Source organism: Pseudomonas sp. MF6396, assembly GCF_002018915.1.
Lineage (GTDB): Bacteria > Pseudomonadota > Gammaproteobacteria > Pseudomonadales > Pseudomonadaceae > Aquipseudomonas > Aquipseudomonas palmensis.
The window spans coordinates 202,983-228,945 of sequence record NZ_MVOK01000007.1; the positions used below are offsets into that span (position 1 = coordinate 202,983).

Annotated in this window: 21 protein-coding genes; 9 read left to right on the plus strand and 12 right to left on the minus strand. The window is 64.6% G+C overall.

All coding sequences use genetic code 11. The annotated features are described in order from the left end of the window. Positions 1-15 precede the first annotated feature (15 nt). From MF6396_RS09820 to MF6396_RS09850, 7 genes are all read right to left on the minus strand, one after another. Complete coding sequence (locus MF6396_RS09820) at positions 16-1,515, minus strand: aldehyde dehydrogenase family protein (RefSeq protein ID WP_078480202.1); 1,500 nt, start codon at positions 1,513-1,515, stop codon at positions 16-18. Between the two features lie 179 nt (positions 1,516-1,694). Further along, complete coding sequence (locus tag MF6396_RS09825) at positions 1,695-2,123, minus strand: MarR family winged helix-turn-helix transcriptional regulator (RefSeq protein WP_043863016.1); 429 nt, start codon at positions 2,121-2,123, stop codon at positions 1,695-1,697. Then, entirely contained in the window at positions 2,116-3,201 is a 1,086-nt protein-coding gene (gene hemE, locus MF6396_RS09830) for a uroporphyrinogen decarboxylase (protein ID WP_054915444.1), read from the minus strand. The genes MF6396_RS09825 and hemE overlap by 8 nt, the downstream gene beginning before the upstream one ends. A 27-nt stretch (positions 3,202-3,228) precedes the next feature. Next, positions 3,229-3,915, minus strand: a complete 687-nt coding sequence (gene rpe, locus MF6396_RS09835) for a ribulose-phosphate 3-epimerase (RefSeq protein ID WP_043863018.1) — start codon at positions 3,913-3,915, stop codon at positions 3,229-3,231. Positions 3,916-3,927: 12 nt separating this feature from the next. Continuing rightward, entirely contained in the window at positions 3,928-4,854 is a 927-nt protein-coding gene (locus MF6396_RS09840) for an alpha/beta fold hydrolase (protein ID WP_043863019.1), read from the minus strand. Between the two features lie 58 nt (positions 4,855-4,912). Then, the gene (locus tag MF6396_RS09845; RefSeq protein ID WP_078480203.1) at positions 4,913-6,490 is read right to left on the minus strand and encodes a class I adenylate-forming enzyme family protein; all 1,578 of its coding nucleotides are present in this window, start codon (positions 6,488-6,490) and stop codon (positions 4,913-4,915) included. Then, positions 6,477-8,093, minus strand: a complete 1,617-nt coding sequence (locus tag MF6396_RS09850) for a phosphopantetheine-binding protein (RefSeq protein ID WP_078480204.1) — start codon at positions 8,091-8,093, stop codon at positions 6,477-6,479. Before MF6396_RS09850 ends, MF6396_RS09845 begins: the two co-directional genes overlap by 14 nt. 451 nt (positions 8,094-8,544) lie before the next feature. Here MF6396_RS09850 and ccoN point away from each other — a divergent pair, with 451 nt between their 5' ends. Next, the gene (gene ccoN, locus MF6396_RS09855) at positions 8,545-9,972 is read left to right on the plus strand and encodes a cytochrome-c oxidase, cbb3-type subunit I (RefSeq protein WP_043863022.1); all 1,428 of its coding nucleotides are present in this window, start codon (positions 8,545-8,547) and stop codon (positions 9,970-9,972) included. 10 nt (positions 9,973-9,982) lie between these two features. Then, the gene (locus tag MF6396_RS09860; RefSeq protein ID WP_054915446.1) at positions 9,983-10,195 is read left to right on the plus strand and encodes a hypothetical protein; all 213 of its coding nucleotides are present in this window, start codon (positions 9,983-9,985) and stop codon (positions 10,193-10,195) included. Positions 10,196-10,467: 272 nt separating this feature from the next. On the opposite strand, the gene MF6396_RS09865 is transcribed toward MF6396_RS09860, so the two are convergent. After that, complete coding sequence (locus tag MF6396_RS09865) at positions 10,468-11,550, minus strand: ABC transporter substrate-binding protein (protein ID WP_058541135.1); 1,083 nt, start codon at positions 11,548-11,550, stop codon at positions 10,468-10,470. A 228-nt stretch (positions 11,551-11,778) separates the two neighbouring features. On the opposite strand from MF6396_RS09865, the gene MF6396_RS09870 reads away from it, so the two are divergent. Then, positions 11,779-13,437, plus strand: a complete 1,659-nt coding sequence (locus tag MF6396_RS09870; protein WP_043859916.1) for a nitrite/sulfite reductase — start codon at positions 11,779-11,781, stop codon at positions 13,435-13,437. After that, positions 13,421-13,915, plus strand: a complete 495-nt coding sequence (locus tag MF6396_RS09875; protein WP_043859917.1) for a DUF934 domain-containing protein — start codon at positions 13,421-13,423, stop codon at positions 13,913-13,915. Before MF6396_RS09870 ends, MF6396_RS09875 begins: the two co-directional genes overlap by 17 nt. A 53-nt stretch (positions 13,916-13,968) precedes the next feature. Here the strand turns inward: MF6396_RS09875 and MF6396_RS09880 are convergent, their stop codons facing one another. Continuing rightward, positions 13,969-18,891 (minus strand): NEL-type E3 ubiquitin ligase domain-containing protein, encoded by a 4,923-nt coding sequence (locus tag MF6396_RS09880; RefSeq protein ID WP_078480205.1) that lies wholly within the window; start codon positions 18,889-18,891, stop codon positions 13,969-13,971. A 69-nt stretch (positions 18,892-18,960) separates the two neighbouring features. Beyond that, positions 18,961-19,977, minus strand: coding sequence for a protease SohB (gene sohB / locus MF6396_RS09885; protein WP_054915449.1), 1,017 nt, complete (start codon positions 19,975-19,977; stop codon positions 18,961-18,963). A 197-nt stretch (positions 19,978-20,174) separates the two neighbouring features. On the opposite strand from sohB, the gene MF6396_RS09890 reads away from it, so the two are divergent. The 5 genes from MF6396_RS09890 to MF6396_RS09910 all read left to right on the plus strand — a co-directional run bounded on the left by MF6396_RS09890 (position 20,175) and on the right by MF6396_RS09910 (position 24,246). Next, positions 20,175-20,885 (plus strand): histidine phosphatase family protein, encoded by a 711-nt coding sequence (locus tag MF6396_RS09890; protein WP_078480206.1) that lies wholly within the window; start codon positions 20,175-20,177, stop codon positions 20,883-20,885. A gap of 55 nt (positions 20,886-20,940) precedes the next feature. After that, positions 20,941-21,258, plus strand: a complete 318-nt coding sequence (locus MF6396_RS09895; RefSeq protein WP_043859921.1) for an SCP2 sterol-binding domain-containing protein — start codon at positions 20,941-20,943, stop codon at positions 21,256-21,258. 178 nt (positions 21,259-21,436) lie between these two features. Continuing rightward, positions 21,437-22,504 (plus strand): phosphotransferase family protein, encoded by a 1,068-nt coding sequence (locus tag MF6396_RS09900; RefSeq protein WP_078480207.1) that lies wholly within the window; start codon positions 21,437-21,439, stop codon positions 22,502-22,504. A 28-nt stretch (positions 22,505-22,532) separates the two neighbouring features. Then, entirely contained in the window at positions 22,533-23,300 is a 768-nt protein-coding gene (locus MF6396_RS09905) for an SDR family oxidoreductase (RefSeq protein ID WP_043859923.1), read from the plus strand. Between the two features lie 166 nt (positions 23,301-23,466). Continuing rightward, positions 23,467-24,246: a TSUP family transporter gene (locus MF6396_RS09910; RefSeq protein WP_043859924.1), complete on the plus strand. Its 780-nt coding sequence runs from the start codon at positions 23,467-23,469 to the stop codon at positions 24,244-24,246. On the opposite strand, the gene nudC is transcribed toward MF6396_RS09910, so the two are convergent. Further along, positions 24,214-25,044: an NAD(+) diphosphatase gene (gene nudC, locus MF6396_RS09915; RefSeq protein WP_058541138.1), complete on the minus strand. Its 831-nt coding sequence runs from the start codon at positions 25,042-25,044 to the stop codon at positions 24,214-24,216. The genes MF6396_RS09910 and nudC overlap by 33 nt on opposite strands. Positions 25,045-25,074: 30 nt before the next feature. Next, the gene (locus tag MF6396_RS09920) at positions 25,075-25,887 is read right to left on the minus strand and encodes a crotonase/enoyl-CoA hydratase family protein (protein WP_043859926.1); all 813 of its coding nucleotides are present in this window, start codon (positions 25,885-25,887) and stop codon (positions 25,075-25,077) included. Positions 25,888-25,963: the final 76 nt, after the last annotated feature.

Here is a 25,963-nt window from a genome sequence, read left to right on the forward strand (position 1 = left end):
GGCCTGCCAGCCGCCTCAGTGGCGGATGCACACCGACTTGGTCTCGGTGAAGGCGTCCAGCCAGTCGACGCCGAAATCACGCCCGGTACCGGATTGCTTGAAGCCGCCAAACGGCATGTTGGCATCGATCAGGGTGTGGCTGTTGACCCACACGGTGCCGGCCTCGATGCGCGGGGTGAGGTCCATGGCCGACTTGAGGCTGGTGGTCCACAGGCTGGCGGTCAGACCATAGTCGCTGTCGTTGGCGCGGGCCAGCGCTTCTTCCACATCGCCCACGCGGGTCAGGCTCAGCACCGGGCCGAACACTTCGCTGCGGGTCAGGCGCAGGTTGTCGTCGGGGTTGAGGATCAATGACGGGCTGACGTAGTAGCCATTGGCATCCGGCGCGCTGGCACCGCTGATGATCTGCGCGCCCTGCTCGCGGGCATCGGCCAGGTAGGCCTGCACCGACTGCTGGTGCGCGCCGGAAGCCAGGGCGTTGATCTGCGCGCTGGGATCCAGGCCCGGGCCTACGCTCAGCCCCTTGATCGCCTGCTCGAAGTCCGCTGCCAGGCGGTCGAACAGCGGCGCCTCGACATAGATACGCGAACTGGCGGCGCACACCTGCCCCTGGTTGAGGAAGCTGCCCATCATCAGGCCTTCGATCACCTGCTGCGGATCGGCGTCGGCCAGCACGATGGCCGGGTTCTTGCCACCCAGCTCCAGTGACAGGCGCGTCCGGCGGTCGACCGCCGAACGGGCAATGTGCTTGCCGGTGGCGGTAGAGCCGGTAAAGCTGATCTTCGCCACCCGCGGGTGGCTGGTGAGGGCGCTGCCGCATACGCTGCCGCTGCCGGTGATCAGGTTGAACACGCCGTCCGGGATGCCGGCCTCGGTGGCCAGCTCGGCCATGCGCATCAAGGTCAACGGGGTGATCTCGGAGGGTTTGATGACGATCGAGCAGCCGGCCGCCAGGGCGGGCATCACCTTCCACATGCCGATCATCAGCGGGAAGTTCCACGGCACGATGCCAGCCACCACGCCGACCGGCTCCTTGCGCGTATAGGCGGTGTAGCGGGCGCCTTCAGGCACCGGGATCGACACATCCAGGGTGCGCCCGCAGATCTTGGTGGTGAGGCCGGCGGTGTAGCGCATCCAGTTCAGGGTGCTGCCGACTTCGAAGGCGCGGGCGATGTTGATCGACTTGCCTTGTTCCAGGGTTTCGAGCTGGGCCAGCTCTTCACCGTGCTGTTCGAGCAAATCGGCGTAGCGCAGCAGGATACGCTCGCGCTCGGCCGGGGCGCGGCGCGCCCACACGCCACTGACGAATGCCCGATGCGCCGATTGCACGGCCTGGTCGACATCCTCGGCGCTGGCCTCGGGGGTCACGGCAATGGGTTGGCCGTTGGCCGGGTTGAAGACGGTAAGGGTCTGGCTGGAGGTGGACGGCCGCCAGCCGCCATTGATGTACAGGCCGTGTTGGCGTCCGAGAAAACGCTGGACACTGGCTAGCAGGGGTACGGTGCCGGCAGTCATGAACACTCCTTTTGTTATGGTTGGGAACATCCCAGGAGAGTGTATGGCGCTGCTGAAGGTGGGGTGTTTCGCTGGCTGCCAGGGAGGTTGGCGGGTGTGCCAATGTGGTGGGTGGTGTGGCTGTTCGCCAGCAAGGCTGGCTCCCACAGGAGCAGGCCTTGCTGGCGAATGGGTGCGGGTCAGCGCAGGCGGGTACGGATCCGGTGGCACACGTTGAGCACCTGCTCCACCTCGCCCTCGCCCAGGTCGATCTTGCACGCCATGTTGCTGAACACCTGCGCCGCCTCGGCCTTGAGCTCACGGCCCTTGTCGGTCAGCAGCAGGTTGCGCCGGCGTCGGTCGCTGGGGTCCAGGTACACGGTGATGAACCCCGCATCCGCCAGGCGCTTGACGATTGGCGTCAACGTACCCAGGTCGAACAGGGTGAGCTCGCTCAAGGCGCTGATCGACACATCATCCTTGCCCCACAACCCGGCCATCACCAGCAGTTGCGGGTAGGTGACGCCACGGCGCTTGAGCGGTTCGGCATAGTCCCGAACCATGGCGTTGGCTGTCGAATACAGCGAGAAACACAGCATCTTGTCGAAGTCGAACGTCGGGTCAAGCATGCACACCTCCCGCGACGCGGCTGTAGTGATGCACCGCGTCGACCAGTACTGCAACCGCCTCTGGCGAAGTGGCCGGCGAAATGCCCTGCCCCAGGTTGAACACATGGCCGAAACCGGCCGCCGGTGGTCCGAACGTCTGCAGGGTGCGTCGCACCTCGCGGCGAATGCTCGCCTCGTCTGCCAGCAGCACGGCCGGGTCGAGGTTGCCCTGCAGCGCCACGCAGTTGCCCACCAGCTGGCGTGCCAGCGCCAGGTCACACGTCCAGTCCAGGCCCAGCGCATCGGCGCCGCTGTCGGCCAGCGGGCTGAGCCACTGGGCGCCACCACGGGTATGCACGATGGAGGGAATGCGCACGCCATGCTGGGTCTTGTGCAGGCGCGCCAGCACTTCACGCAGGTAATACAGGGAGAAACGCCGATAGGCAGCGTCGGCCAGCACACCGCCGAAGCTGTCCACCAGCATCACCGCCTGGGCGCCGGACTCGATCTGTGCATTGAGGTCGGCAGCCACCGCGTGACCGAGCACCTTGAGCAACCGGTGCAGCAGTTCCGGGCGACGGTAGAGCATCTTCTTGATCAACTGGCAGTCGCCCGGCGGGCCACCCTCGACCATGTAGCAGGCCAGGGTCCAGGGGCTTGCGGCAAAGCCCACCACCGGCACCTTGCCCTCCAGTTCGTGACGCACCTGGGCAAGGGTCTGGTATGTGTGCTCCAGCGCCTCGGGTTCGGGTACGCGCAGGCGCTCGATGGCCGCCTCGTCACGCAAGGGGTGACGAAAGCGCGGGCCATCGCCGTTCACGCAGTACAGGCCCAGCCCCATGGCGTCGGGCAGGCTGAGCATGTCGGCGAACACCACGGCGGCGTCCAGGCTGAAACGGCGCAGCGGTTGCAGGCTGGCCTCGGTGGCCAGGTCCGGGTTCTTCACCAGGTCCAGGTACGAGCCGGCCCTGGCACGCAGGGCACGATGCTCGGGCAGGTAGCGGCCGGCCTGGCGCATCAGCCAGACAGGCGTATGCGCCGTGGGTTGGCGCAGCAAGGCCTTGATAAACGTATTATTGTGCAAGGACGGGTAACTCATGCTGGTTCGCGAAATTCACTGCACAGCTCATGACTGGCGCCGCGGGGCGGCATCGGCAATCGTGCTGCGCAAGGCGTGGAGCGTGGCGCGGTAATCGGGCTGGGAAAAGATCGCCGTACCGGCCACGAACATGTCGGCACCGGCCGCAGCGACCTGGCCGATGGTGTGAAGGTTGACCCCGCCATCCACTTCCAGGCGGATGTCACGGCCACTGGCATCGATCAGCTTGCGCGCTGCTTCGATCTTGGGCAAGACCGCCGGGATGAACGACTGCCCGCCGAAGCCGGGGTTGACCGACATCAGCAACAACAGGTCGAGCTTGTCGAACACATACTTGCATTCCTCCAGCCCTGTGGCCGGATTGAAGGCCAGGCCCGCCTTGCACCCCAGATCCTTGATCAGTTGCAGGGAGCGGTCCAGGTGAACGGTGGCCTCGGGGTGAATCGAGATGTAGTCGGCACCCGCCTCGGCAAATGCCTGGATCATCGGGTCCACGGGGGTGACCATCAGGTGCACATCCAGCGGCGCGGTGATGCCGTAGCTGCGCAGGGCCTTGCAGAACTGCGGCCCCATGGTCAGGTTGGGTACGTAGTGGTTGTCCATCACGTCGATGTGGATGACGTCGGCACCGGCAGCCAGAACCCGCTCGGCTTCCTCGCCCAACCGGGCAAAATCGGCCGCCAGCATCGACGGGGCAATCCAGAACTCTTTCACACGCCTACTCCGTTACTCATTGGCTATTCGTCGCACCGGGCCCTGCTCGTTTTGCGCAAGGGCGGTGTTGATCTGTGCGATCAGGCTGTCACTTGCCGCTTCGAGATGAAAATGGTGCCCGCCATCATGCCAGTGCACACGGCTGGCCCAGGGCAACGCTTTTTTGCGCTTGTCGAATTCCGGGCCGGCGAACAGGCCCTGGCGCCCGAGCATCACATGCAGCGGGCAACTGATCTGGCGCAGGAAGTCGCAGGCCTGACGCTCGGTCAGCTGCATCGGTTCGGGCAGCACCAGCCGCGGGTCGTGACGCCAGCGGTAGCCATCCCCCACGCTGAGCAGGTCGCGCATGGCCAGCAGGCGTGCCGAGGCCGGCGAGAGCAGGCCGTCGATACTGTTGCGCCGCTCGTTGACCGCCGCCTCGACGCTGCTGAACTGCACGCTGTCGGGGGCCGAGAACCCATGCAGGCGGGTGCGCAGGGCCAGGCGCATCAGGCGATGGGCCTTCTTCAGGTGCTCCACGGTGTCTTCTTCGGCGATGGTGAACGGAGCGCCCATGCCATCGAGGAAGATCATGCTGTCGATGGACTTGTTCATCGCCCCCAGGATCGACGCGATGCCGCTGCCCATGGAATGGCCGATCACCGAAAAGCGCTTCCAGCCCATGCACTCGACCAGGGTATTCATGTCGTCGGCATGTTCCCACAGATAGTAGCCACTGTCGGCACGCCGATGGTCCGAGCGTCCATGCCCGGCGAGGTCCGGTGCCACCACGAAGCAATCCTTCAGGTACGGCGCCACCTGTTCGAACGAGGCGGCGTTGTCCAGCCAGCCATGCACGGCCAATACCGGATGAGCCCCCTCCTCGCCCCAGACCCGCAGGGCAAACGTCTGCCCGTTGACGTCCAGGGTCTGGTCCCTGCCTTTGTTGCCAAGACGCATGTAGATACTCCCTGCGTAAGCATTGTTTCGAGGTAACGGGCAACACCCGCAGCGCCTGTCAGCCGGCGGCCGCCAGCTGTGCCGAGCGTGCCGTGTGTTGCAACTGCTTGAGGTCGAACTTGCCGTTGGCGGTGCGCGGCAAGGTGAGCTCGATACTGATTGCCAGTGGCACCTTGTGCGGCTCGAGCCCGGCGCGGCAGCGTTCGAGCAACTGCTCGGCGCTGAGCGTGACGCCCTGGCTCAAGGTCACGAAAGCCCACAGCCCTTCGCCGGCCGCAGCATCCTCGACACCGACCACCGCTGCCGCGTCGATGCCTGCCATGGCATAGAAGAAGTCTTCCACTTCCGCCGGGCTGACCTTCATGCCGCGGGACTTGATCACGTGGTCCATCCGGCCTTCGAAATACAGGTAGCCGTCTTCGTCCAGGTGGCAGTAGTCGCCGGTATGCAGCACGCTCTCCCCGGGATAGGGGCCGGGCTTGAGCTTTTTCGCCGTGGCCTGCGGGTTGCGCCAGTAGCCGGCCATGACCGTGGCGCCGCGAATCACCAACTGGCCCACCTGGTGGGCCTGGTCGATGCGCTGGCCGTGCTCGTCGATCAGCCACAACTCGGTGTTGGGAATGGCGATGCCGACGCTGCCCGGCTTGCTGTCGATGTCCTCTGGCGGCAGGTAGGTGCAGCGCTTGCACTCGGTCAGGCCGTACATGGAGAAGATCTGCGCCTGCGGAAACAGCGCCTTCATCTGCGCAATGTGCGTCGGTTTGAGCGCCGCGCCGGTATTGGTGACCATGCGCACGTGCTCGAAACTGGCGTTGCGCTTGCTCGCGTACTCATGCAGCAGCATGAGCATGGTGGGCACGAACGGGATGACCGTGATCTGGTACTGGCGGATCTTCTTGATCAGGAAGATCGGCCAGGTGAATTCCTTTTCCAGTACCAGGGTGGCGCCCGCGCTCAGCGCCATGATCATCTGGTACAGGCCATAGTCGAACGACAGCGGCAACGAGCAGAGCACGTGGTCGCTGTCGTTGTAGCCCAGGTAGGTGTGCAGCGACGACAGCGCCGCGAGCATGTTGCGATGGGTCAGCATCACGCCCTTGGGCTCGCCGGTGGACCCGGAGGTATAGATGATCGCGGCCAGGTCCAGGTCCAGCGTGCCGCAGGGCACCGGAGCTCCGTTGCCCTGCACCAGCACACCCTCGAAGGTGCGTGTCAGCGCCGAGTCGGCCTCGCCGTCCAGCAGCACGATGGTGCGCAGGTACGGCAGGCTCGGGGTGTCCACCGACAGGCTGGCGAACTTCTCCGAGGTGGTGATCAGCACCGAGGCCTCGGCGTCCCGCACGATGTAGTCAAGGCCCTCGGCGTGGGTCTCCAGGCCGACATTGACCACCACGCCACCGGCCTTGAGCACACCCCAGAAGGCACAGATGGTTTCTACCCGGTTGCCCAGGCACAGCACCACCCGTTCCTGACGCTGCAGGCCACAGGCCTGCAAGCCCGAGGCCAGCCGCGAACTGGAATCGTCGAGGTCGGCATAGGTGTAGGTTTCATCGGCATAGATGACTGCCGCCTTGCGCGGGTACAGGCCGTTGCTGGCCTCCAGTACCTGCTGCAGGAGCACGCTAGACCGGCTCATACTGTACCTCTGGCTGGCCTTGCGAGGCGGTTTCGGGGGCGTTCTGGCGGTTGGCGTCGATGTACTGCGCCAGCGTCGTCACGGTATTGAAGTGCCCGGGGGCAATGGTGTCGGGGTTGACGAAGAAGCCTTCGATCTCGTCCTCCAGGCTGACCAGCAGCTCCATCGAGGTGAGCGAGTCGAGCCCCAGGTGGTCACGCAGGTGCGAGTCGGCACGCACCTCGGTACTGGCTGGCAGCTGGAGCACCACCCGCAGGATCTCGATCAGTTGCGTCTGCGTGGCGCCGCTGGCCGTCACGCCCGGTGCGCTGCTGGCGACAGGTGCGCTGGCCGGGGCGGCGAGCATGTCGTCCAGCGCCACGTCGGCGTGGCTGTCGCGGATCTCCAGTGCGGTCTGACGGGCCCTGGCCAGGAACAGGCGGCCGTGGCTGACGATCACCTCGGCCGGGTGACCATGGCTGTGGAACAGGGTGGGCGAGGCCGTGGGGCCATAGGCACCGGAGGCCGTCACCGCCAGCAGGTCGCCTTCGCTCAGGGTCTCGATGCGCACGTCACGCCCCAGCAGGTCGTCGGGGCTGCACAGCGGGCCGGAGATATGGTATTCGCGCAGCGGCGCGCCATTGCTGCCGGTGGCGTGCACGATGCGGAAGTTGCGCTTGAGCACCTGGCCGCTGCCTGCCGCGGCACCGTGGCAGTTGGTGCCGCCGTCGGTCACGGCGAAGGTCTTGCCGTGGTTGTGCTTGATGTTGTCGACGGTGACCAGCAGCGCGCCGCATTTGCCGGCCACGAAACGGCCGGACTCGACGATGATGCGGGTACGCGGGAACTGACGATGGAAACTGTCGAACAGCGGCGCCAGCAGCTGCTTGAGCTGACGGGTGTCGAGTTCCTTTTCGTTCTCGTAGTACTTGATGCCCAGGCCGCCGCCGACGTCGACCATGCTCAGGTCCAGGTCGTAGCGAAGGGTGAGGTTGCGGTACAGGTCGAGGATGTAGCTGGCATTGTCATACACCGACTGGGCGTCGAGGATCTTGGTGCCGTTGTAGACGTGAATGCCCTTGATATGCAGGTGGGGCAGCGCCAGGTACTGGCCGAAATTGGCCACTGCGGTGTCTTCCTCTATACCGAAGTGGGTCGGGCGCCCGCCCATCTTCCAGGGCGAGCCCGAGGCCGAGAAATTGGGATTGATGCGAATGGCCACCGGCGCGGTACAGCCCAGCGAGCCGGCCAGGGCAGAAAGCGCGCGCAGTTCGGTTTCGGATTCGACGACGATGGCGTACACCCCCACTTCCAGCGCCCGGCGGTGTTCCTCGGGCTTCTTGTAGGGGCCCAGGAAAATGATGTCCTGGGGTGCAACGCCCGCCTTCAGGGCGATTTCCAGCTCGCCCAGCGAACAGACCTCGGTGTTGCCGCCGTACGAACGGATCAGCTTCACCAGCGACAGATTCGGATTGACCTTGAGCGCGTAGAAGATATCCACGCAGTCGGGCAAGGCGTCGCGCAGTTCATTGAAACTGCTGCGCAGCACCGCCTCGTCATACAGGTAGGTAGGCGTACCGAATGTCGCCTTTGCCTGGAGGACCAATTCTTTGGAAAGCTTCATCTGTTGCTCCCTTCGTTATTATATTTTCCGGTGCCGAATGCGTGCGCGGGATGCGCACCTGCGTCGTCCCGTTAGCCCTGGCGCGTTAAGTGTCGTATCGGATCGCGCAACGTCTGCAACAACGACAGAAAGCCCCTGCCTGCAAAACTTTGCGCGCAAAGTTTGTGAAATTCTCTACTGCGTTTCGCGGTGATGTCAAGATAATTCCAATGAACCCTGGCTGCGGCCGATGGTCACCCCGTTGACTGCGATTTAGGCCGCATAACAGCGTTAAAATGTCGCACCTGTTACAGATCAGTAGCGCTTTTGCCCAATGAATACAGGGCTTTTATCTGATCCGTATATAAGGCCTGTTTCTGAGTCTGTTTTGTCTGCGGCAGGCTTTCTAGAGTCAGCGCCTGTGCTCGTCCCGTCGGGGGGTGGGCTAGGAAGGAAACGCGGATAAACAGCCATGAGTACTCATCAACAGGCACAGGCCTACAACTACAAGGTGGTCCGGCAGTTCGTGGTCATGACGGTGGTGTGGGGCATCGTCGGCATGGCCATGGGCGTATGGATCGCCTCGCAACTGGTCTGGCCGGAGCTCAACCTGGACCTGCCCTGGACCACCTTCGGCCGCCTGCGCCCCCTGCACACCAGCCTGGTGATCTTCGGTTTCGCCGGCAGCGCGCAATTTGCCGCCAGCTACTACGCGGTGCAGCGCACCTGCCAGGTACGCCTTTACAGCGACTGGCTGACGGCCTTCACCTTCTGGGGCTGGCAGGCAACCATCGTGATCATGCTGCTGAGCCTGCCCCTGGGCCTTACCACCACCAAGGAATACGCCGAGATCGAATTCACCGGCGCGGTGTGGATGGCGATCGTGTGGGTGGCCTATGGCGTGGTGTTCTTCGGCACCCTGCTGCGCCGCAAGGGCACGCACATCTATGTCGGCAACTGGTTCTTCGGGGCCTTCATCGTGGTCATCGCGATGCTGCACGTGGTCAACCACCTGTCGATTCCGGTCAGCTGGTTCAAGTCCTACCCGGTGTACGCGGGGGCCACCGATGCGATGGTGCAGTGGTGGTACGGCCACAACGCGGTGGGCTTCTTCCTGACCACCGGCTTCCTGGGCATGATGTACTACTTCGTGCCCAAGCAGGTCGGCAAGCCGGTGTATTCCTACCGCCTGTCGATCGTGCACTTCTGGGCGCTGATCACCCTGTACATCTGGGCAGGCCCGCACCACCTGCACTACACCGCCCTGCCCGACTGGGCGCAGTCGCTGGGCATGGCGATGTCGATCATCCTGCTGGCCCCGAGCTGGGGCGGCATGATCAACGGCATGATGACCCTCTCGGGCGCCTGGCATAAGCTGCGCAGCGACCCGATCCTGCGTTTCCTGGTGCTGTCGCTGGCGTTCTACGGCATGTCGACCTTCGAAGGGCCGATGATGGCGATCAAGACCGTCAACGCCCTGTCGCACTACACCGACTGGACCATCGGCCACGTGCATGCCGGTGCGCTGGGCTGGGTGGCGATGATCACCTTCGGCGCGCTGTACCACATGATTCCCAAGGTGTTCGGCCGCGAGAAGATGTACAGCATCGGGCTGATCAACCTGCACTTCTGGCTGGCGACCATCGGTACCGTGCTGTACATCGCCTCGATGTGGGTCAACGGCATCACCCAGGGCCTGATGTGGCGCGCGATCAACGACGACGGCACCCTCACCTACTCGTTCGTGGAGGCACTGGTGGCCAGCCACCCGGGCTTCATCGTGCGCTTCGTCGGTGGCGTGTGCTTCCTGAGCGGGATGCTGCTGATGGCCTGGAACACCTGGCGCACGGTACGCGTGGCAGACCCGAAACTGGCACTGGACAACGCGCAGATGGCGTAAGGGGCAGCGAATGAACGGCTGGGCATATGGGTTGTATTGCGTGACCGGACTGGTGTTCTTCTACCTGATCACCAGCGCCTGCCTCAGGCGCCATAGCGACCAGGTGGATGACCAGGCAAGCCTCATACCCTTTGCCGATGACCCGGTGGTGGCGCGCCGGGTCGAGCAGGCCATCGGGCGACCGGTGCCTGCCGAGGCACCGGAGGCCTTGCTGAAGGCTTGAGGGTGGTGCTGTACCGGCATGTCCGCAAGAGCGGGTTGATTCGCTCTTGCGGCTTGGCCTATTGATGACTGACCCAGTAAACCGCCGTCACGACCACCAGCACAATCAGGCAGAGTATCGCCCACGCATCGACACTGCTGTCCGGCTTGCTTGCCTTGCTTGGATTTCCCATTGCATTGCCTCTTGTTGTGGTTATGGGAATGCACTGCACCTGATGCAGTTAAGTCCAGCAATGCCCTTTGCTCAAGCAGGGTTTTTGTACAGCTCGTCGGTTAGTAGTCCATCGCGTCCTTCAGGAACGGGTATCGATACCCTGGCGCCTTGCCAACGGCGCTGAACCCCTTGAAATCCAGCCCATAGTCGCCCTGCTGTTCAAGCGTGAGCCAGCGCCGCGCCTTGACCGCATCGATCAGCTGAAGCACCGGCACCGGCCGCGGCCGGGCGAGCAACTGACCGATCGGCACGCCCTGCGCATCATCGTGCAGCAGCACCATGGCCCACCCGCCCAGAGAAAAGTGCCCGCCCATCAACACGCTCAATCGACCCTCGATTCGCGCCTGCAGGGCCTGCGGCGAACTGTTCACCGCACTGAACAGCACATCCCGGCCCGGCACCCGCCCGGCCTCCTCGAATGCCTGCATCGCGCCAAACGCCATCTCGTCATTGGCCGACCACACCAGCTGCGTACGCGGATAACGCGCACCCAGCAACTGCGCCTGCTCATAGGCGCGCTGGCGACTCCATTCCCCATACACCAGCTGGCGCAGGTGCACGCCGGGCAACTCGGCCAACGCCCGGTGCATGCCCTGCTCACGCAACTGCGCTGCCGGGGTGTGCTTCAACCCAGAGAACGCCAGCAGGTCCACGCCCTGCTCTAGGGCAGCGGGCGGCAACTGCTCGACCAGCGTCTTGAGCATGCGGTAGCCGGCCTCCTCGTCGTTGCCGGTCAGGGTGCCGAGGACCGGCGGATAACGGTCCGGATACTCGTGCACCTGGCGCGCCTGGTCGACCGTCAGGCCGTTGTTGACCAGAAACAGCCTGACCCCGCTGCCGCGCGACAGGCGGATGATCTCCGGCGCCACGTACTGCTCGTTGACCAGCACCAGGTAGTCCGGCCGCTGCGGCCCCTGGAGCGCCTGTCGCGCCTGATGCAACACACGCTGGCGATCACGCCCGCTGTACTCGACACGCAAGGACATGCCCAGGTTCTGCGCGGCGCCTTGCATGAAACGCGAGTAACTGACCCAGAAGGTCTCGTCGGCGTTGCCCGGATTGAGAAACACCACCGAGGCCGCCTGGGCGCCACTCACCAGCGACAGGCCCAGCCACACCGACAGGCACAAGGCCTTGAGCATTCGAGTACGCTCCTGCAACGCAAAGCGCCGAGTATAACCGCGACGGCACGGGCAACGCTCAGGTGACAGCCAAACGCTAGCCAGTCTCACTTAGTCCATATAGTTCTTTTCATATGCAAAAACATCACTTTTGCGCATAAACGCAAACTGCTATCTTGCCTCGGCTCCGCCCCGGAGTGCGCGGCCGTGCGCGCGATTAGCTGCAAGCAGCCTGAGAACAGGACCCCTATGTACGTATACGACGAGTACGATCAGCGGATCATCGAGGACCGCGTCAAGCAGTTCCGAGACCAGACCCGACGCTACCTGGCCGGTGAGCTGAGCGAAGAAGAGTTCCGCCCCCTGCGCCTGCAAAATGGCCTCTATATTCAACGTTTTGCCCCGATGTTGCGGGTAGCCGTGCCCTACGGCCAGCTGACGTCGCGCCAGACCCGGATGCTGGCCAAAATCGCTCGCGACTACGACAAAGGCTACGCGCACATCAGTACCCGGCAGAACGTGCAGTACAACTGGCCAGCCCTGGAGGACATCCCCGAGATCCTCGCCGAGCTGGCCACGGTGCAGATGCACGCGATCCAGACCAGCGGCAACTGCCTGCGCAACGTCACCACCGACCAGTTCGCCGGCGTTGCCGCGGACGAAGTGATCGACCCGCGCCCATGGTGTGAAATCGTGCGTCAGTGGACCACCTTCCACCCCGAGTTCGCGTACCTGCCGCGCAAGTTCAAGATCGCCATCAATGGCTCGGCCAGCGACCGTGCGGCCATCGAAGTGCACGACATCGGCCTGGAGCCGGTGCACAACGCGGCCGGCGAACTGGGCTTTCGCGTGCTGGTCGGCGGCGGCCTGGGCCGTACCCCGGTGGTGGGCGCCTTCATCAACGAATTTCTGCCCTGGCAGGACCTGCTCAGCTACCTGGACGCGATCCTGCGCGTGTACAACCGTTACGGTCGCCGTGACAACAAGTACAAGGCGCGCATCAAGATCCTGGTCAAGGCCCTCACGCCGGAGGTGTTCGCCCAGAAGGTCGACGCCGAAATGGAGCACCTGCGCGGCGGCAGCACCACCCTGACCGATGCCGAAGTGCATCGCGTGGCCAAGCACTTCGTCGACCCCGACTACCTGGCGCTGGACAACCTCGACAGCCAGCTGGCCGAGCTCGACCAGCAGCACCCGGGCTTCGCCCGCTGGCGCACGCGCAATACCCTGGCGCACAAGAAGCCGGGCTATGTGGCCGTTACCCTGTCGCTCAAGCCGACCGGCGTGGCGCCGGGCGACCTGACCGACAAGCAGCTGGACGCGGTGGCCGACCTTGCCGAACGCTACAGCTTCGGCCAGTTGCGCACCTCCCACGAGCAGAACATCATCCTGGCCGACGTCGAGCAGCGCCAGCTGCACGCGCTGTGGCTGGAGCTGCGTGAAAACGGCTTCGCCACGCCGAACATCGGCCTGCTGACCGACATCATCTGCTGCCCGGGTGGCGACTTCTGCTCGCTGGCCAACGCCAAGTCGATCCCGATCGCCGAATCCATCCAGCGCCGCTTCGACGACCTGGACTACCTGTTCGACATCGGCGAACTGGACCTGAACATCTCCGGCTGCATGAACGCCTGCGGCCACCACCACGTCGGCCATATCGGCATTCTCGGGGTGGACAAGAAGGGCGAGGAGTTCTACCAGGTGTCCCTGGGTGGCAGCGCCAGCCGCGACGCCAGCCTGGGCAAGATCCTCGGCCCCTCGTTCGCCCAGGACGACATGCCGGACGTGATCGAGAAGCTGATCGATGTGTACGTCGAGAAACGTACTGAAGACGAGCGCTTCATCGACACCTACCAACGTATTGGCATCGACCCTTTCAAGGAGCGCGTCTATGCAGCGAATCATTAAGGGCAACCAGATCGTCGACGAAACCTGGCACCTGCTGCCCAAGGACGTCACCCTGGACGAACTGACCAACTGCGACGACTATATCGTGCCGCTGCACCTGTGGCGCGAGCACGCCCATGCCCTCAAGGCCCGCGACGGCGGCCTGGGCGTGTGGCTGGATGCCGACGAGGAAGCCGAGGAAATCGGCGATGACGTGGCCAGCTTCCAGGTCATCGCGTTGAACTTCCCGGCCTTCACCGACGGGCGCAACTACTCCAATGCGCGCCTGCTGCGTGACCGCTACAAGTTCACCGGCGAGCTGCGTGCCATCGGCGACGTGCTGCGCGACCAGCTGTTCTACATGAAGCGTTGCGGTTTCGACGCCTTCGCCCTGCGGGCCGACAAGGACCCGGTCGAAGCGCTGCAGAGCCTGCAGGACTTCTCGGTGACCTACCAGGCCGCCACCGACGAGCCGCAGCCGCTGTTCCGTCGACGCTGAACACCGCCCCATGAAAAAGGCCCCTTGCGGGGCCTTTTTTTGTGGCGTCGAATTTACAACCGGGTGACCTGGTCAGGCACGCTGTTCCAGATTTCTGCCGTCAGCGTCTCCAGCAACTTTTTCTCCTCCTTGGCCAGGTTGGCTTGCAGTACGTGGCTCTGGCGCAGGTACGCCGCTTCGGTGATGTGCCCGGCATCGGCATCTGCCTGCAAGGCCTCCATGCGGGCATGCAGCGGCTTGGCGATGCGCTGGTAGCGCTCGGCATACTGCACCTTCAGGTAGCTGACCCAGAAGTCGCGCTGGGCAATCGAAGCCTTGAGCACTGCCGGCGTCTCGCCCTCCTCGATCTCCTTCTGCGCAGCCTTGATATCGGCATCGGTGACCTGGGCAGTGGCTCGGTAGCGCATGGTGTTGGGCTGCCCCGGCAGTTCGAGCGGCTCGGTCAGCGCGGTACGGTAAGCCAGTCGCACTTCGACCTCGTCCACCACCGTGCCAGCACGCACACGTGCATCGATGACGCGCCGGGCAATCAGCTCGACCTGCTCCAGACGATACAATCCGCGCGCCAGCTTCATCAGTGACCACTCGGCACCCAGCTGGGTACCCAGCGCCAGGGCGTGGTTGATCAGCACCTGCACCTCAAGCTGGCTGAACACCAGGATCACCGCATCGCCACAATTGCGCACGCTGTCCAGGGTCTGCAGTACCTCCTCGCGCAGCGCCGTGTTGGCGCTCACTGCCTTGATCAGCGCCCACACCCGCTGCTTGAGGTCGTCGTAGGTCTCGCGAAAATCGGACGTCTCCCCCAGGTCATCGAACAGCCGGAACAGTTCGCCGGTGCCCGGTTCGGCCTTGAGCGCATCCCACATCGCCTGCAGTTCGGCCGCCTGCACCGCATCTGCACCGGCAAGCCAGGCCGTGGCACCGGCAGCCATCGGCTCGGGCGCAAAATGGACGCGCAGGTTCGGCGTCACGCCAAAGCTGATACGCGTGCGCTGACGATAGACCGTCAGCCTGACCTGGCTGTCGGCATCGATCGGGTTGCCGTGCAGGCTGGTGACCCGATTGATCCTCAACACCCGATCGACACGCTCGGCTGAGGGCGCCAGCACGTCCTGCGGCACCACCTGAATGTTGTTGGCGCGCAGGTCGACCTCTTCGAGCATGTCAAGGTCCATCAGGCCGGTCGGCCAGGTACTGATGCCCGTGTGCTGCAGCCTGAGCCCGCGCAGGTCGACCAGGGTCGAAACATCGGGCGCGGTTATCAACGGGTTATGGTCCAGGTTGAGGATTCTCAGGCGAACCAGTTTGGCCAGCACCGCATTGGCAGCAGCATCCATGACCAGGCTGTTGTAGCTGAACGTCAGCCGGGTGATGCGCGGTATGGCTTCCAGCGCGGCAGGCAGGGTGCTGAACAGGTTGTTGGAAAGGTTGAGCCAGCGCGTATTGGCAAACTGCTCGACAAAGGCTTCGGGCAATTCGCTCAACTGCATGTCGCGCATGAACAGCGACGCCACATGGCTGAAATCGGCACTCAGAATCGGCAGACCTTCAAGGCGCGTCTCCGACAGGTTGAGGGTGTAGCCGACGGTTCGCCCTTCAAAGGTTACCACCGGGCTGGTCTGGCGCCGCCAGCAACGCTCGATGCGATCGGCCGCCACCTCCCGGTGGCGACGGGTGGCGAAACTCACGGACTGATCGTTGCGCCAGGCGGTCAGTTCATCGATCAGCTTGAACAGTTCCTGGCGACGCCCCTCAAGCTTGACCAGCAGCTCCTCCTCACTGAGCCCCTCGCCTAGCTCCTGCAAAAAGGCCTGCACCTCGTCCACCGCCAGGTCGGGGTACAGCGCCCGGACCCTCTGCATCGGCGTCTGCGGCCTGCCGAACGGGCGCCGGCCACTGAGCGGGTAACCGATCTGGCCATCGAGCATGCGCATTGGCGGCTTGAACCAGCGCGTGCGCGGACGCACGCCGATGCTGCTACGCACCGCAGCCGTATCCTTGGCGGCATTCTCGGCCAACATCAGGCGCAACGCGTCGGCCTGGTTGATGTTCAGGCCCAGCAGCACGCGCTCGCTGTCGGGCAGCGCATGCAGCATGGCGGCGCACAACGGCTCCACCCCGCCCAGCGCGTTATGCTCGCTGTCATAGGCCTGATAGCCTTCGTCCAGCCGCGCGAGAATACGCTTGGTGCCGGTGGCCGTGCTGCTCCCGACCGCCTTGAGCTCATCGCCCCACGGGCTGCCCTCACGCACCTGCAACAGCACATCGCCAGACCAACCCGGCAAGGCCTGCAACTGGTCCATGGCAACCTTCAGGCAGTCCAGGCGATCGGTGTAGCCCAGGTAGAGGCCCTCACGGGCACGCACCACGCGCGCCTGCTCCACCAGCCAGCGGGCCTGTTCGGCCAGGCGCAACGGCACCCGCGGCGGGTTGGCGGTGAGCTGCGCTCGCTCGCTGACGCTGGCACTCTCGACCAGCTCTCTGGCCTGCCGCCACGCCAGCCCGGCATACTGCTTGCGTACCACCGCCATGCCCGCCACCTCCTGCACCGGGTCGGCGCGGTAGAGGCTGTCGAACACCTGGCTGCGGTTGACGCTGGCGTAACGGGCATAGGCTTCACGCAATTGCGTCAGGCGACCAGCCTCGGTCCTGGCCAGGTAGGGGCCGAACAGGGCCTTCTCTTCCTGTTCGGTCAAGCCCTGCAGCAGCGTTGTCAGGAAGTGACCGTCGACCAGTTCCTGGCGCGTGATCGACAGGGTCCGGTTGTCGGCGCTCAGCGGCGTACCGTACTCCTTGACCAGCTGCCCGTCCTCCATCACCCGCACCAGCACGCCGGCCGGCCAACCCGGCATGCGTGTGAGCAAGGCCAGGGGCAAGGCATCGAGCTCGGTGGCCAGTGGTTGCCCGTCGCGCATGGCCGCAATCACGTCCGTTACCCTGCGGCTCATCTGCCAGCGCACCAGGCTGTCGCCGAGCAACGCCGGCAAAGGCTCGTTGTTGCTGTGCAGGCGGCGCAGGCGGGCCTCGTCGATGCCGGTGATGGCGGCCATGTTCAGCAGGTCCTCGTCACCCATGCCGTCCACCAGATGGCCCAGGCGCCGCCACAACGTCAGGCCCTCCCACTGCTGCGGGTCTTCGGCCTCGAGGCGCCAGGCCCCGGCGCCGTTGTGCACCACCGGCGGCTGATAGGCGTCATCGCGAGGATGGCGGACCTGGTACTGGCCCGCTTCGGTGCCGACCACCTCGTAGGCGCGGCCCTGCACACGGATGTAGGTCTTGTCGCCCACGCGGTAGCGCCCCTGAAGGTCCGGCACGACCCCCGACAGATCGACATCCGCGGCATAGGGCTCCAGCTGCGGCTTCCACAGCCGGTACTGCCCGTTGGCCAGCCTGATCTGGACTGTGCCTTCCAGCAACTCGCTGCCCGGCCCGACGGCCAACGGCTTGAGGGCAAGCCCCAGGCCCACGGCGAATGCAATGTTCAGTGCCACCGACTGCAGGTGCGCCATGGCCAGCTCGCGATCACCCACCTCCCAGTCTTCGATGCCCTCGACCACCTCCCCGATCAACTGGCCGGCCGCCACCACCGCCATCACCTCCCCCAGCCCGGGTACGAAGAAGGCGGCGCTGTTGAGCACGTTCAGACCGATGCTTTCCCAGTACGCCAGGCGCGCCTCGCGGGCCGCTTCGTCCGCGTCGGCACTGGGCACGGCCAGGTGCCGCGCATCAGCCTTGGCCTTCTCGATCAGGCGTCGATGCTGCAACTCGAACAGGTCTTCTTCCACCCGGTGTTCACGCAGGTACAGGTCCGCCTCCAGGTTGGGCTGGCGCTCCAGCAGCCCGTGCTGGCCATCGACCAGGTGAAACAGATTGCTTTCCAGCAGCCCGAAGAAGCGCTCTTCATCGGCCCGTGCCACACAACCGCGCATGGCCTGCTGATAGGCGGGCGAAATCAGGTTGATGCGCAGGTCGCGCTTGAACGCCTCGATGCTCGGGTATTCCTTGAGCGGGTACAGGGGCGCGCCAGGCACATACACCAGCACAGGCTCGGTCTGCTCGCTGAGCAGGCGGTCGGCACTGGCCACCCAGATACCGGACAAGCCAATGCCGAACATTTCCAGGGTGCTGAACACCAGGGGCTTGCCGTTGTACTGGGCGGCACCGGTGCCATCGAGCCAGCCGAGCAAGGCGCTGCGGGCAGCCTCGCCAATCTCGCCCTTCATCGCCGCAATCCAGGTGCGCACGCGCAGGCGCGCCTTGTAGGCCTCGATGGACTGCCGGCGAACCCGATCATGGGTGGCCGGCGCCTCGTACACCACAGCCAGGTGGTCCTGGTACTGCTTGCCCAGGTCCAGCTCATGGCACACGCGGGCAAAGTCGCGCGGGGCCACCGCCAGCTTGCTGCTGTAAACGTAGCGATAGCGCGGCGCGTGCTCGCTGCCAGGTACCAGCGTCATGGAAAATGCGCCCTTGGCCGCCAGGGCCGTACCGTCGTCGAATTCGGCATCCCGGGCAAAGTTCTGCAGTGCCGCCTGCAGCAGGCTCTGGCGCCTGGGCACCACGCGCACCAGCGCGCCCAGCAGTTCGGTGTCGTGGGTGACGTGCACGAATTCGTGGGTGTTGACGTCGTCGTCGCGCTGCAAGTCGCGCTTGAGCCTGGCCTTGAGCAGCGGCTCGGCGAACTCGACGATGCCTTTGAGGGGGCGCAGGGTACGCGCCAACGCGTCGGCGCAGGCGCGGGCGCGCTGCTGGCAGGCGAGCAGTGCCTGGCGCTGGTCCTCGCGGGCATTGCTGAACCAGGGCGCCGGCGCATCCCCTGCGCCCTGGTGCTGTTCGGCGCCCCAGGGCCGGCTCAGGACCGCGAAACTTGCAGGGGTGGAGTGCTTGAGCCAGTCAGGCATGCGCTGATGGATGAAGGGGCCATGCGGCCCCGGGGTGACATAGGTGTGGGTGGAATCGGTGGGAGTGGTCATGATGGTCCTCGGGGTAGATTGAACCCCAAGCAGACCCCATCATGACGCAGGTGAAGTGCTACATATTGCTCAGCGCCAGCGGCCCAGACGGCTCCACAAGCCCACCAGGGTGTTCTCGATGGAGGCGCTGGCAGCCAGGCCAACGCGCTCCTGCAGGCTCTTGCGTTCGGCAAAATGCAGGTGATACAGGTTCGAATCGCGAGCGCGTTCGCTCAGGTATTCGTCACTGGTGCGCAGCTCGTCCACCAGTTGCTTGTTCAATGCCGCCACACCCAGCCAGACCTCGCCGGTGGCCACCTCATCGATGTGCAACTGCGGGCGGTAACGCGAGACGAAATCCTTGAACAGCTGATGGGTCACGTCCAGGTCTTCCTGGAACTTCTCGCGGCCCTTCTCGGTGTTTTCGCCAAACACGGTCACGGTGCGCTTGTACTCACCCGCCGTGAACACCTCGAAGTCGACATCGTGCTTTTTCAGCAGGCGGTTGACGTTGGGCAACTGCGCCACCACCCCGATGGAGCCCAGAATGGCGAAGGGCGCACTGACGATCCTGTCACCGATGCAGGCCATCATGTAGCCGCCGCTGGCCGCCACCTTGTCGATGCACACCGTCAGCGGCACGCCGGCCTGGCGGATACGCGCCAGCTGCGAGGACGCCAGGCCGTAGCTGTGCACCATGCCGCCACCGCTTTCAAGGCGCAGTACCACTTCGTCCTTGGGCGTGGCGAGGGTCAGCAGCGCGGTGATTTCATTGCGCAGGCTCTCGGTGGCCGAGGCCTTGATGTCGCCGTCGAAATCCAGCACGAACACCCGCGGCTTGTCCTCGGGCTTTTTCTTCTGCTGCTTGTCGCGCTTGGCCTGCTGCTTGCGCAGGGCCTTGAGCTGGGCCTTGTCGAGCAGACCCGACTCCAGGCGCTCGCGCAGGTCCTTGTAGAAATCGTTGAGGCGAGTCACATGCAACTGCCCCCCGGCCTTGCGCCGGCCCTTGCCGCGCAACCCGGCAATGGCCGACAACACCACCAGGAGCGCGATCACCAGGGTCGCGGTCTTGGCCAGAAAGCTGGCGTATTCAGCAAGAAAATCCACAGTAGCTCCTTAACATGTCTGCGCCCGTACGGCGCCAAACGTGGCCCAAGCATACCGGCGCGGCCACGCCTCCACCAGCGTGGGCAACGCCCCGAAACGCAGTTCAAACGACCTTTTCAAACGCTTGTATGTTTTTTCGTTGACAGGCCGCCATCGGCCACCTACCCTCGCCAGAACCTTCACTCCAGGCATACGACGTGGGCAGCATCTACCTCATTCGACATGGCCAGGCCTCCTTTGGTGCCGACGACTACGACGTGTTGTCGCCGACCGGCATTGCCCAGAGCGAAGCACTGGGCGATCACCTCGCCCAGCTGGGCCTGCGCCTGGATCGCTGCGTGGCCGGCGACCTGCGCCGCCAACAGCACACCGCCCGCCTGGCCCTGGCCCGCCTGCAGGCTGCCGGCAGCGCGGTACCCAGCCTGGAAACCGACCCTGCCTTCAACGAATTCGACGCCGACGCCGTCATCCGCGCGCTGCTGCCCGGCCTGCTGCCGGACGAGCCCGAGGCGCTGCACATCCTGCGCAATGCCCGCGACAACCGCAGCGAGTTCCAGCGCCTGTTCGCCCTGCTGGTGCAGCGCTGGCACGGCGGCGAGCACGATGTCGACGGCCTGCAAAGCTGGCAGGCCTTCGTCGAGCAGGTGCACGACGGCCTGCAACGCCTGCTGCGCGAGGCCGGGCAAGGCGACAACATTGCCATCTTCACCTCCGGCGGCACCATCACCGCCCTGCTCCACCTGATCACCGGCATCAGCCCCAGCCAGGCGTTCGCGCTGAACTGGCAGATCGTCAACACCTCGCTCAGCCAGCTGAAGTTTCGTGGCCGCGAGGTGGCGCTGGCTTCCTTCAACAACCAGGCCCACGTGCAGTTGCTGAGGGTGCCGGCGCTCATCACCTACCGATGAGCACCGGCCTGTTGCGGCCCCAGGGTCGCTTACATCACTTAATAAGGAATACACCATGACCGACGTAGCTAAAGCCGTTCAAGCCATGCAAGAGAAGTTCAACCCTGCCGCCGCTGCCGGCCTGGACCTGGTGTTCGGCTTCAACATCACCGACGAAGACAAGCACTTCTCGCTGATCGTCAAGGACGGTACCTGCGACCTGCAGGAAGGCGAAAACCCTGACGCCAACTGCACCCTGGTGCTGGACAGCGAAACCCTCAAGGGCATCGTCAGCGGCGAAACCGACGGCATGCAGGCCTTCATGGGCGGCAAGCTGCGCGTCGAAGGCGACATGATGCTGTCGATGAAACTCAGCGAGCTGTTCCCGGCCTGAGCCTTGCGCTGATGCCGACCAGAACCGAAGCCTTGTGCTTCGGTTTTTTTTCGCCCGGCATCAGGGGTGGTGATCGTGGTGCAACACGCTGGCCTATAACACAGTCAAACACTTGTTCGGTTTATCCACGAGAATTAGATTAAACAATAATCAGCGACTTTCAGAATAAGGGAAAAGCATGACGCTCACCGACCAGTCGACCCAGGTTCGCCCCGGCGAAGAACTCGATGCCGCCCTCATCGACCCTTATCTCAAGGCCAGCATTCCGGGCCTGAGCGGCACGCCGGTGATCAGCCAGTTCCCCGGTGGCGCGTCCAACCTCACCTACCTGCTCAGATACCCGGACCGCGAGTTCGTGCTGCGCCGCCCGCCGTTCGGGCAAAAGGCCAAGTCGGCCCACGACATGGGCCGCGAGTTTCGCATCCTCAACCAGCTCAACAGCGGCTTCCCCTATTGCCCCAAGGCCTACGTGCACTGCACCGACGAATCGCTGATCGGCGGCGAGTTCTACGTGATGGACCGGGTCAAGGGCATCATCCTGCGCTCGGACCTGCCCCCCGAGCTGGGCCTGGACAGCCAGCGCACCGAAGCCCTGTGCAAGAGCTTCATCGACCGCCTGGTCGAGCTGCACCAGGTGGACTACACCGCCTGCGGCCTGGCCGACCTGGGCAAGCCCGAAGGCTATGTGCAGCGCCAGATCGAAGGCTGGAGCGCACGTTATGAAAAGGCCCTGACCCCGGATGCGCCGCGCTGGGAAGCGGTGATCGCCTGGCTGCGCGAGAAGATGCCGGCCGACCACCCACGCCCCGCCATCGTGCACAACGACTACCGCTTCGACAACGTGATCCTCGACGCCGACAACCCCATGCGCATCATCGGCGTGCTGGACTGGGAAATGACCACCCTCGGCGACCCGCTGATGGACCTGGGCAATACCCTGGCCTACTGGATCGAAGCCGGCGACCCTGCGCCCGTGCAGCTGATGCGTCGCCAGCCGAGCAACGCACCGGGCATGCTCACCCGACGCCAGTTCGTCGACTACTACGCCGAACGTGCCGGGCTGCAGATCGACAACTTCGACTTCTACTACACCTACGGCCTGTTCCGCCTGGCCGGCATCGTGCAGCAGATCTACTACCGCTTCTTCCATGGCCAGACCCAGGACAAGCGCTTCGCCCAGTTCGTGCACATGAACAAGCTGCTGGAGCACATGAGCCTGCAGGTCATCGGCAAATCCACGCTCTGACGCCCTACAACTACAAGGAACCCGCCCCATGTCCAAGACCCAGTTGTTCGACCTCGACGGCAAGATCGCCTTCGTGTCCGGCGCCAGCCGCGGCATCGGCGAGGCGATTGCCCACCTGCTGGCCCAGCAGGGTGCCCATGTGATCGTGTCCAGCCGCAAGCTCGACGGCTGCCAGCACGTGGCCGACGCGATCATCGCCGCCGGCGGCAAGGCCACGGCGGTGGCCTGCCACATTGGCGAGATGGAACAGATCGGCGCGGTGTTCGCCGGCATTCGCGAGCAGTTCGGGCGCCTGGACATCCTGGTCAACAATGCCGCCACCAACCCGCAGTTCTGCAACGTGCTGGACACCGACCTGAGCGCCTTCCAGAAGACCGTCGACGTGAACATCCGCGGCTACTTCTTCATGTCGGTCGAGGCCGGCAAGCTGATGCGCGAAAACGGCGGCGGCAGCATCATCAACGTGGCGTCGATCAATGGCGTATCGCCGGGGGTGTTCCAGGGGATCTACTCGGTGACCAAGGCGGCGGTGATCAACATGACCAAGGTGTTCGCCAAGGAATGCGCCCCCTTTGGCATCCGCTGCAATGCGCTGCTGCCGGGGCTGACCGACACCAGGTTCGCCTCGGCGCTGGTCAAGAACGAAGCGATCCTGAACACGGCGCTGCAGCAGATCCCGCTCAAGCGCGTGGCCGATCCGAAGGAGATGGCGGGCGCGGTGCTGTACCTGGCCAGCGATGCGTCCAGCTACACCACCGGTACGGCGTTGAATGTGGATGGGGGGTTCCTGTCCTGATACCGCATAGCGGGTCAAGCCCGCTCCCACAAGGATCACCGCTATTTCTGTGGGAGCGGGCTTGACCCGCGATAGGGCCCTGACAGGCACGCACCATCTCCTTTACCATAGCGCCCCTCAGGCGCAGCTTTACCGTTCTGCGCCCCAGTCGAATAAGCCCAACACCATGCCCTTCGAACTCAGCGTAGATCTCACCACCCTAGCCATTCTTGCCGCCGTGGCCTTCGTGGCCGGGTTCATCGACGCCATCGCCGGCGGCGGCGGCCTGCTCACCACCCCCGCCCTGCTCACCGCCGGCATGCCGCCGCACCTGGTGCTGGGCACCAACAAGCTCAGCTCCACCTTCGGCTCGGCCACCGCCGGCTTCACCTACTACCGGCGCAAGCTGTTCCACCCCGCACAGTGGCGACACGCCCTGGTCGGTACCCTGGTAGGGGCCTTCATCGGCGCCATCGTTGCCCACTACCTGCCGGCCGAATGGCTGAACAAGATGCTCCCGGTGGTGGTGTTTGCCTGCGGCGTTTACCTGCTGTTCGGCGGCACGCCCAAGGCGCCGCTGGACGCCGATGCGCCGATCAAGAAGAAGTGGCAACTGCCCCAGGGCTTGACCCTGGGTTTCTATGACGGTGTGGCCGGCCCGGGCACCGGCGCGTTCTGGACCGTCAGCACCCTGCTGCTGTACCCCATCGACCTGGTCAAGGCCAGCGGCGTGGCGCGCAGCATGAACTTCGTGAGCAACGCCGCAGCACTGTCGGTGTTCATCTTCTCCGGCCAGGTAGACTGGGCGGTGGGCCTGGCCATGGGCTCGTCGCTGATGGTCGGCGCGTTCTTCGGCGCACGCACCGCCATCAGCGGCGGCAGCAAGTTCATCCGCCCGGTGTTCATCACCGTGGTGCTGGCCCTGACCGTGCGCCTAGCGTGGCAGCACTGGTTCGGCCAGGCCTAGGCGGCGCGCCACGTACAGGTCGATCAGGTAACGCGCAATCGAGCGGCCCGCCGGCAACGGCGGCAGCGCATGCACGCTGAACCACTGGGCATCCTCGATCTCGTCGGCCTGCATCACGATCTCGCCGCCGGCGTATTCGGCATGAAAGCCCAGCATCATCGAATGCGGGAACGGCCAGCACTGGCTGCCCACGTACTGGAGGTTCTTCACCTCCAGCGCCACCTCTTCACGCACCTCGCGCACCAGGCAGTCCTCGGCCGACTCGCCCGGCTCGGCAAACCCGGCCAGGGTGCTGTACACGCCGGTCACGAAGCGTGGCGAGCGCGCCAGCAGTATCTCGTCGCCACGGGTGATCAGCACGATCATGCTCGGCGAGATGCGCGGGTAGCTGCGCAGCTCGCAGCCGGCGCAGTACATCGCGCGCTCCCACTGGATCTGCACCATCGCCTGCCCGCAACTGCCGCAAAAGCGGTGCTCGCGGGCCCAGGTGGCGATCTGCGCGGCATAACCGAGGAGGGTGTAGGTATCGGAATCGCCTTCCAGCATGAACTGGCGCAGGCCGCGCCAGCTGCAGCCCTGGGGCGCCTGTGCCGAGCGCAGTTCGAGCAGAAACACCGGCTGGCCGTCGAAGTGGCCGATGCCGTGCTCGCACACCACGTCCAGGTCCTGGCGCCTGAGCCAGTCCCGCGGGAACAGCGCGCCGTTGGCGTCCACCAGAAAGCCCTCGGCACAGTGGGCGACGGCCAGGCCGCCGGGGGTGTTGGGGTCCAGTACTGCAGTGGTCCAGCGCGCTGACATGTTGCGTTCCTTGAGGGTTCGCGACCGGGCTCAGTCGTCGAACTGCGGTTTCTGTTTGCTCATGCTAGCGGCCATCGCCACCCGCAGGTCGGTGGATTGCAACATGGCAGCGTTCCAAGTGGCAATGTATTCCAGCCCGTCGTCGATGCGGTGATCGCGCATGTAGCTGAGCATCTCCTTGGTGCCGGCCACGGCAATCGGGGATTTGCCCGCGATCTCGGCGGCAATCGCAAAGACCCCGTCCAGCAGGCTGGCCTGATCGTCGAAGGTGCGGTTGACCAGGCCGATCTGGCGCGCCTCGTCGGCACCGACAGTGCGCCCGGTGTAGGCCAGCTCGCGCAGCATGCCGTCGCCGATGATGCGAGGCAGGCGCTGCAGGGTGCCGACGTCGGCGGCCATGCCCATGTCGATTTCCTTGATCGAGAACTGCGCATCGGCAGCCGCGTAGCGCATGTCGCAGGCGGCGATCAGGTCGATCGCGCCGCCCAGGCAGTAGCCCTGGATGGCTGCCAGCACCGGCTTGCGGCAAGTATCCACGGCATTGAACGAGGCCTGCATCTGCAGGATCTTGCGCCGCAGCAGGCGCGCGTTGCGGCCTACGTCCTTGCCCATTTCGTTGGCCACCGAGGCCAGCAGCATCAGGTCGATGCCGGAAGAAAAATGCTTGCCGGCGCCGCTGATCACCACCACGCGCACCGCGTCGGTCTCGTCGATCCACTGGAAGATCTCGACGATCTCGCTCCAGAACGCGGCATTCATGGCGTTGATCTTTTCCGGGCGGTTGATCTGGACGTGGGCGATGCTGTTCGACAGTTCGACCTTGAACGCGGTGTAGTCGGTCACGTGGCACTCCTTGGGCTGACGCGGGATGGGGTGGCTGGACTATATCGCAGACCGTAGGCGGCGCTTGTGCCAAAGG

Coding starts and splice junctions, on each gene's coding strand:
- MF6396_RS09840 (WP_043863019.1), bottom strand. CDS start 4,854: ATGCGTCTTGGCAACAAAGGCAGGGACCAGACCCTGGACGTCAACGGG.
- MF6396_RS09910 (WP_043859924.1), top strand. CDS start 23,467: ATGCCCTTCGAACTCAGCGTAGATCTCACCACCCTAGCCATTCTTGCC.
- MF6396_RS09850 (WP_078480204.1), bottom strand. CDS start 8,093: ATGAAGCTTTCCAAAGAATTGGTCCTCCAGGCAAAGGCGACATTCGGT.
- MF6396_RS09825 (WP_043863016.1), bottom strand. CDS start 2,123: ATGCTTGACCCGACGTTCGACTTCGACAAGATGCTGTGTTTCTCGCTG.
- MF6396_RS09870 (WP_043859916.1), top strand. CDS start 11,779: ATGTACGTATACGACGAGTACGATCAGCGGATCATCGAGGACCGCGTC.
- MF6396_RS09865 (WP_058541135.1), bottom strand. CDS start 11,550: ATGCTCAAGGCCTTGTGCCTGTCGGTGTGGCTGGGCCTGTCGCTGGTG.
- MF6396_RS09820 (WP_078480202.1), bottom strand. CDS start 1,515: ATGACTGCCGGCACCGTACCCCTGCTAGCCAGTGTCCAGCGTTTTCTC.
- hemE (WP_054915444.1), bottom strand. CDS start 3,201: ATGAGTTACCCGTCCTTGCACAATAATACGTTTATCAAGGCCTTGCTG.
- nudC (WP_058541138.1), bottom strand. CDS start 25,044: ATGTCAGCGCGCTGGACCACTGCAGTACTGGACCCCAACACCCCCGGC.
- MF6396_RS09905 (WP_043859923.1), top strand. CDS start 22,533: ATGTCCAAGACCCAGTTGTTCGACCTCGACGGCAAGATCGCCTTCGTG.
- ccoN (WP_043863022.1), top strand. CDS start 8,545: ATGAGTACTCATCAACAGGCACAGGCCTACAACTACAAGGTGGTCCGG.
- MF6396_RS09860 (WP_054915446.1), top strand. CDS start 9,983: ATGAACGGCTGGGCATATGGGTTGTATTGCGTGACCGGACTGGTGTTC.
- MF6396_RS09880 (WP_078480205.1), bottom strand. CDS start 18,891: ATGACCACTCCCACCGATTCCACCCACACCTATGTCACCCCGGGGCCG.
- MF6396_RS09875 (WP_043859917.1), top strand. CDS start 13,421: ATGCAGCGAATCATTAAGGGCAACCAGATCGTCGACGAAACCTGGCAC.
- MF6396_RS09845 (WP_078480203.1), bottom strand. CDS start 6,490: ATGAGCCGGTCTAGCGTGCTCCTGCAGCAGGTACTGGAGGCCAGCAAC.
- MF6396_RS09895 (WP_043859921.1), top strand. CDS start 20,941: ATGACCGACGTAGCTAAAGCCGTTCAAGCCATGCAAGAGAAGTTCAAC.
- MF6396_RS09900 (WP_078480207.1), top strand. CDS start 21,437: ATGACGCTCACCGACCAGTCGACCCAGGTTCGCCCCGGCGAAGAACTC.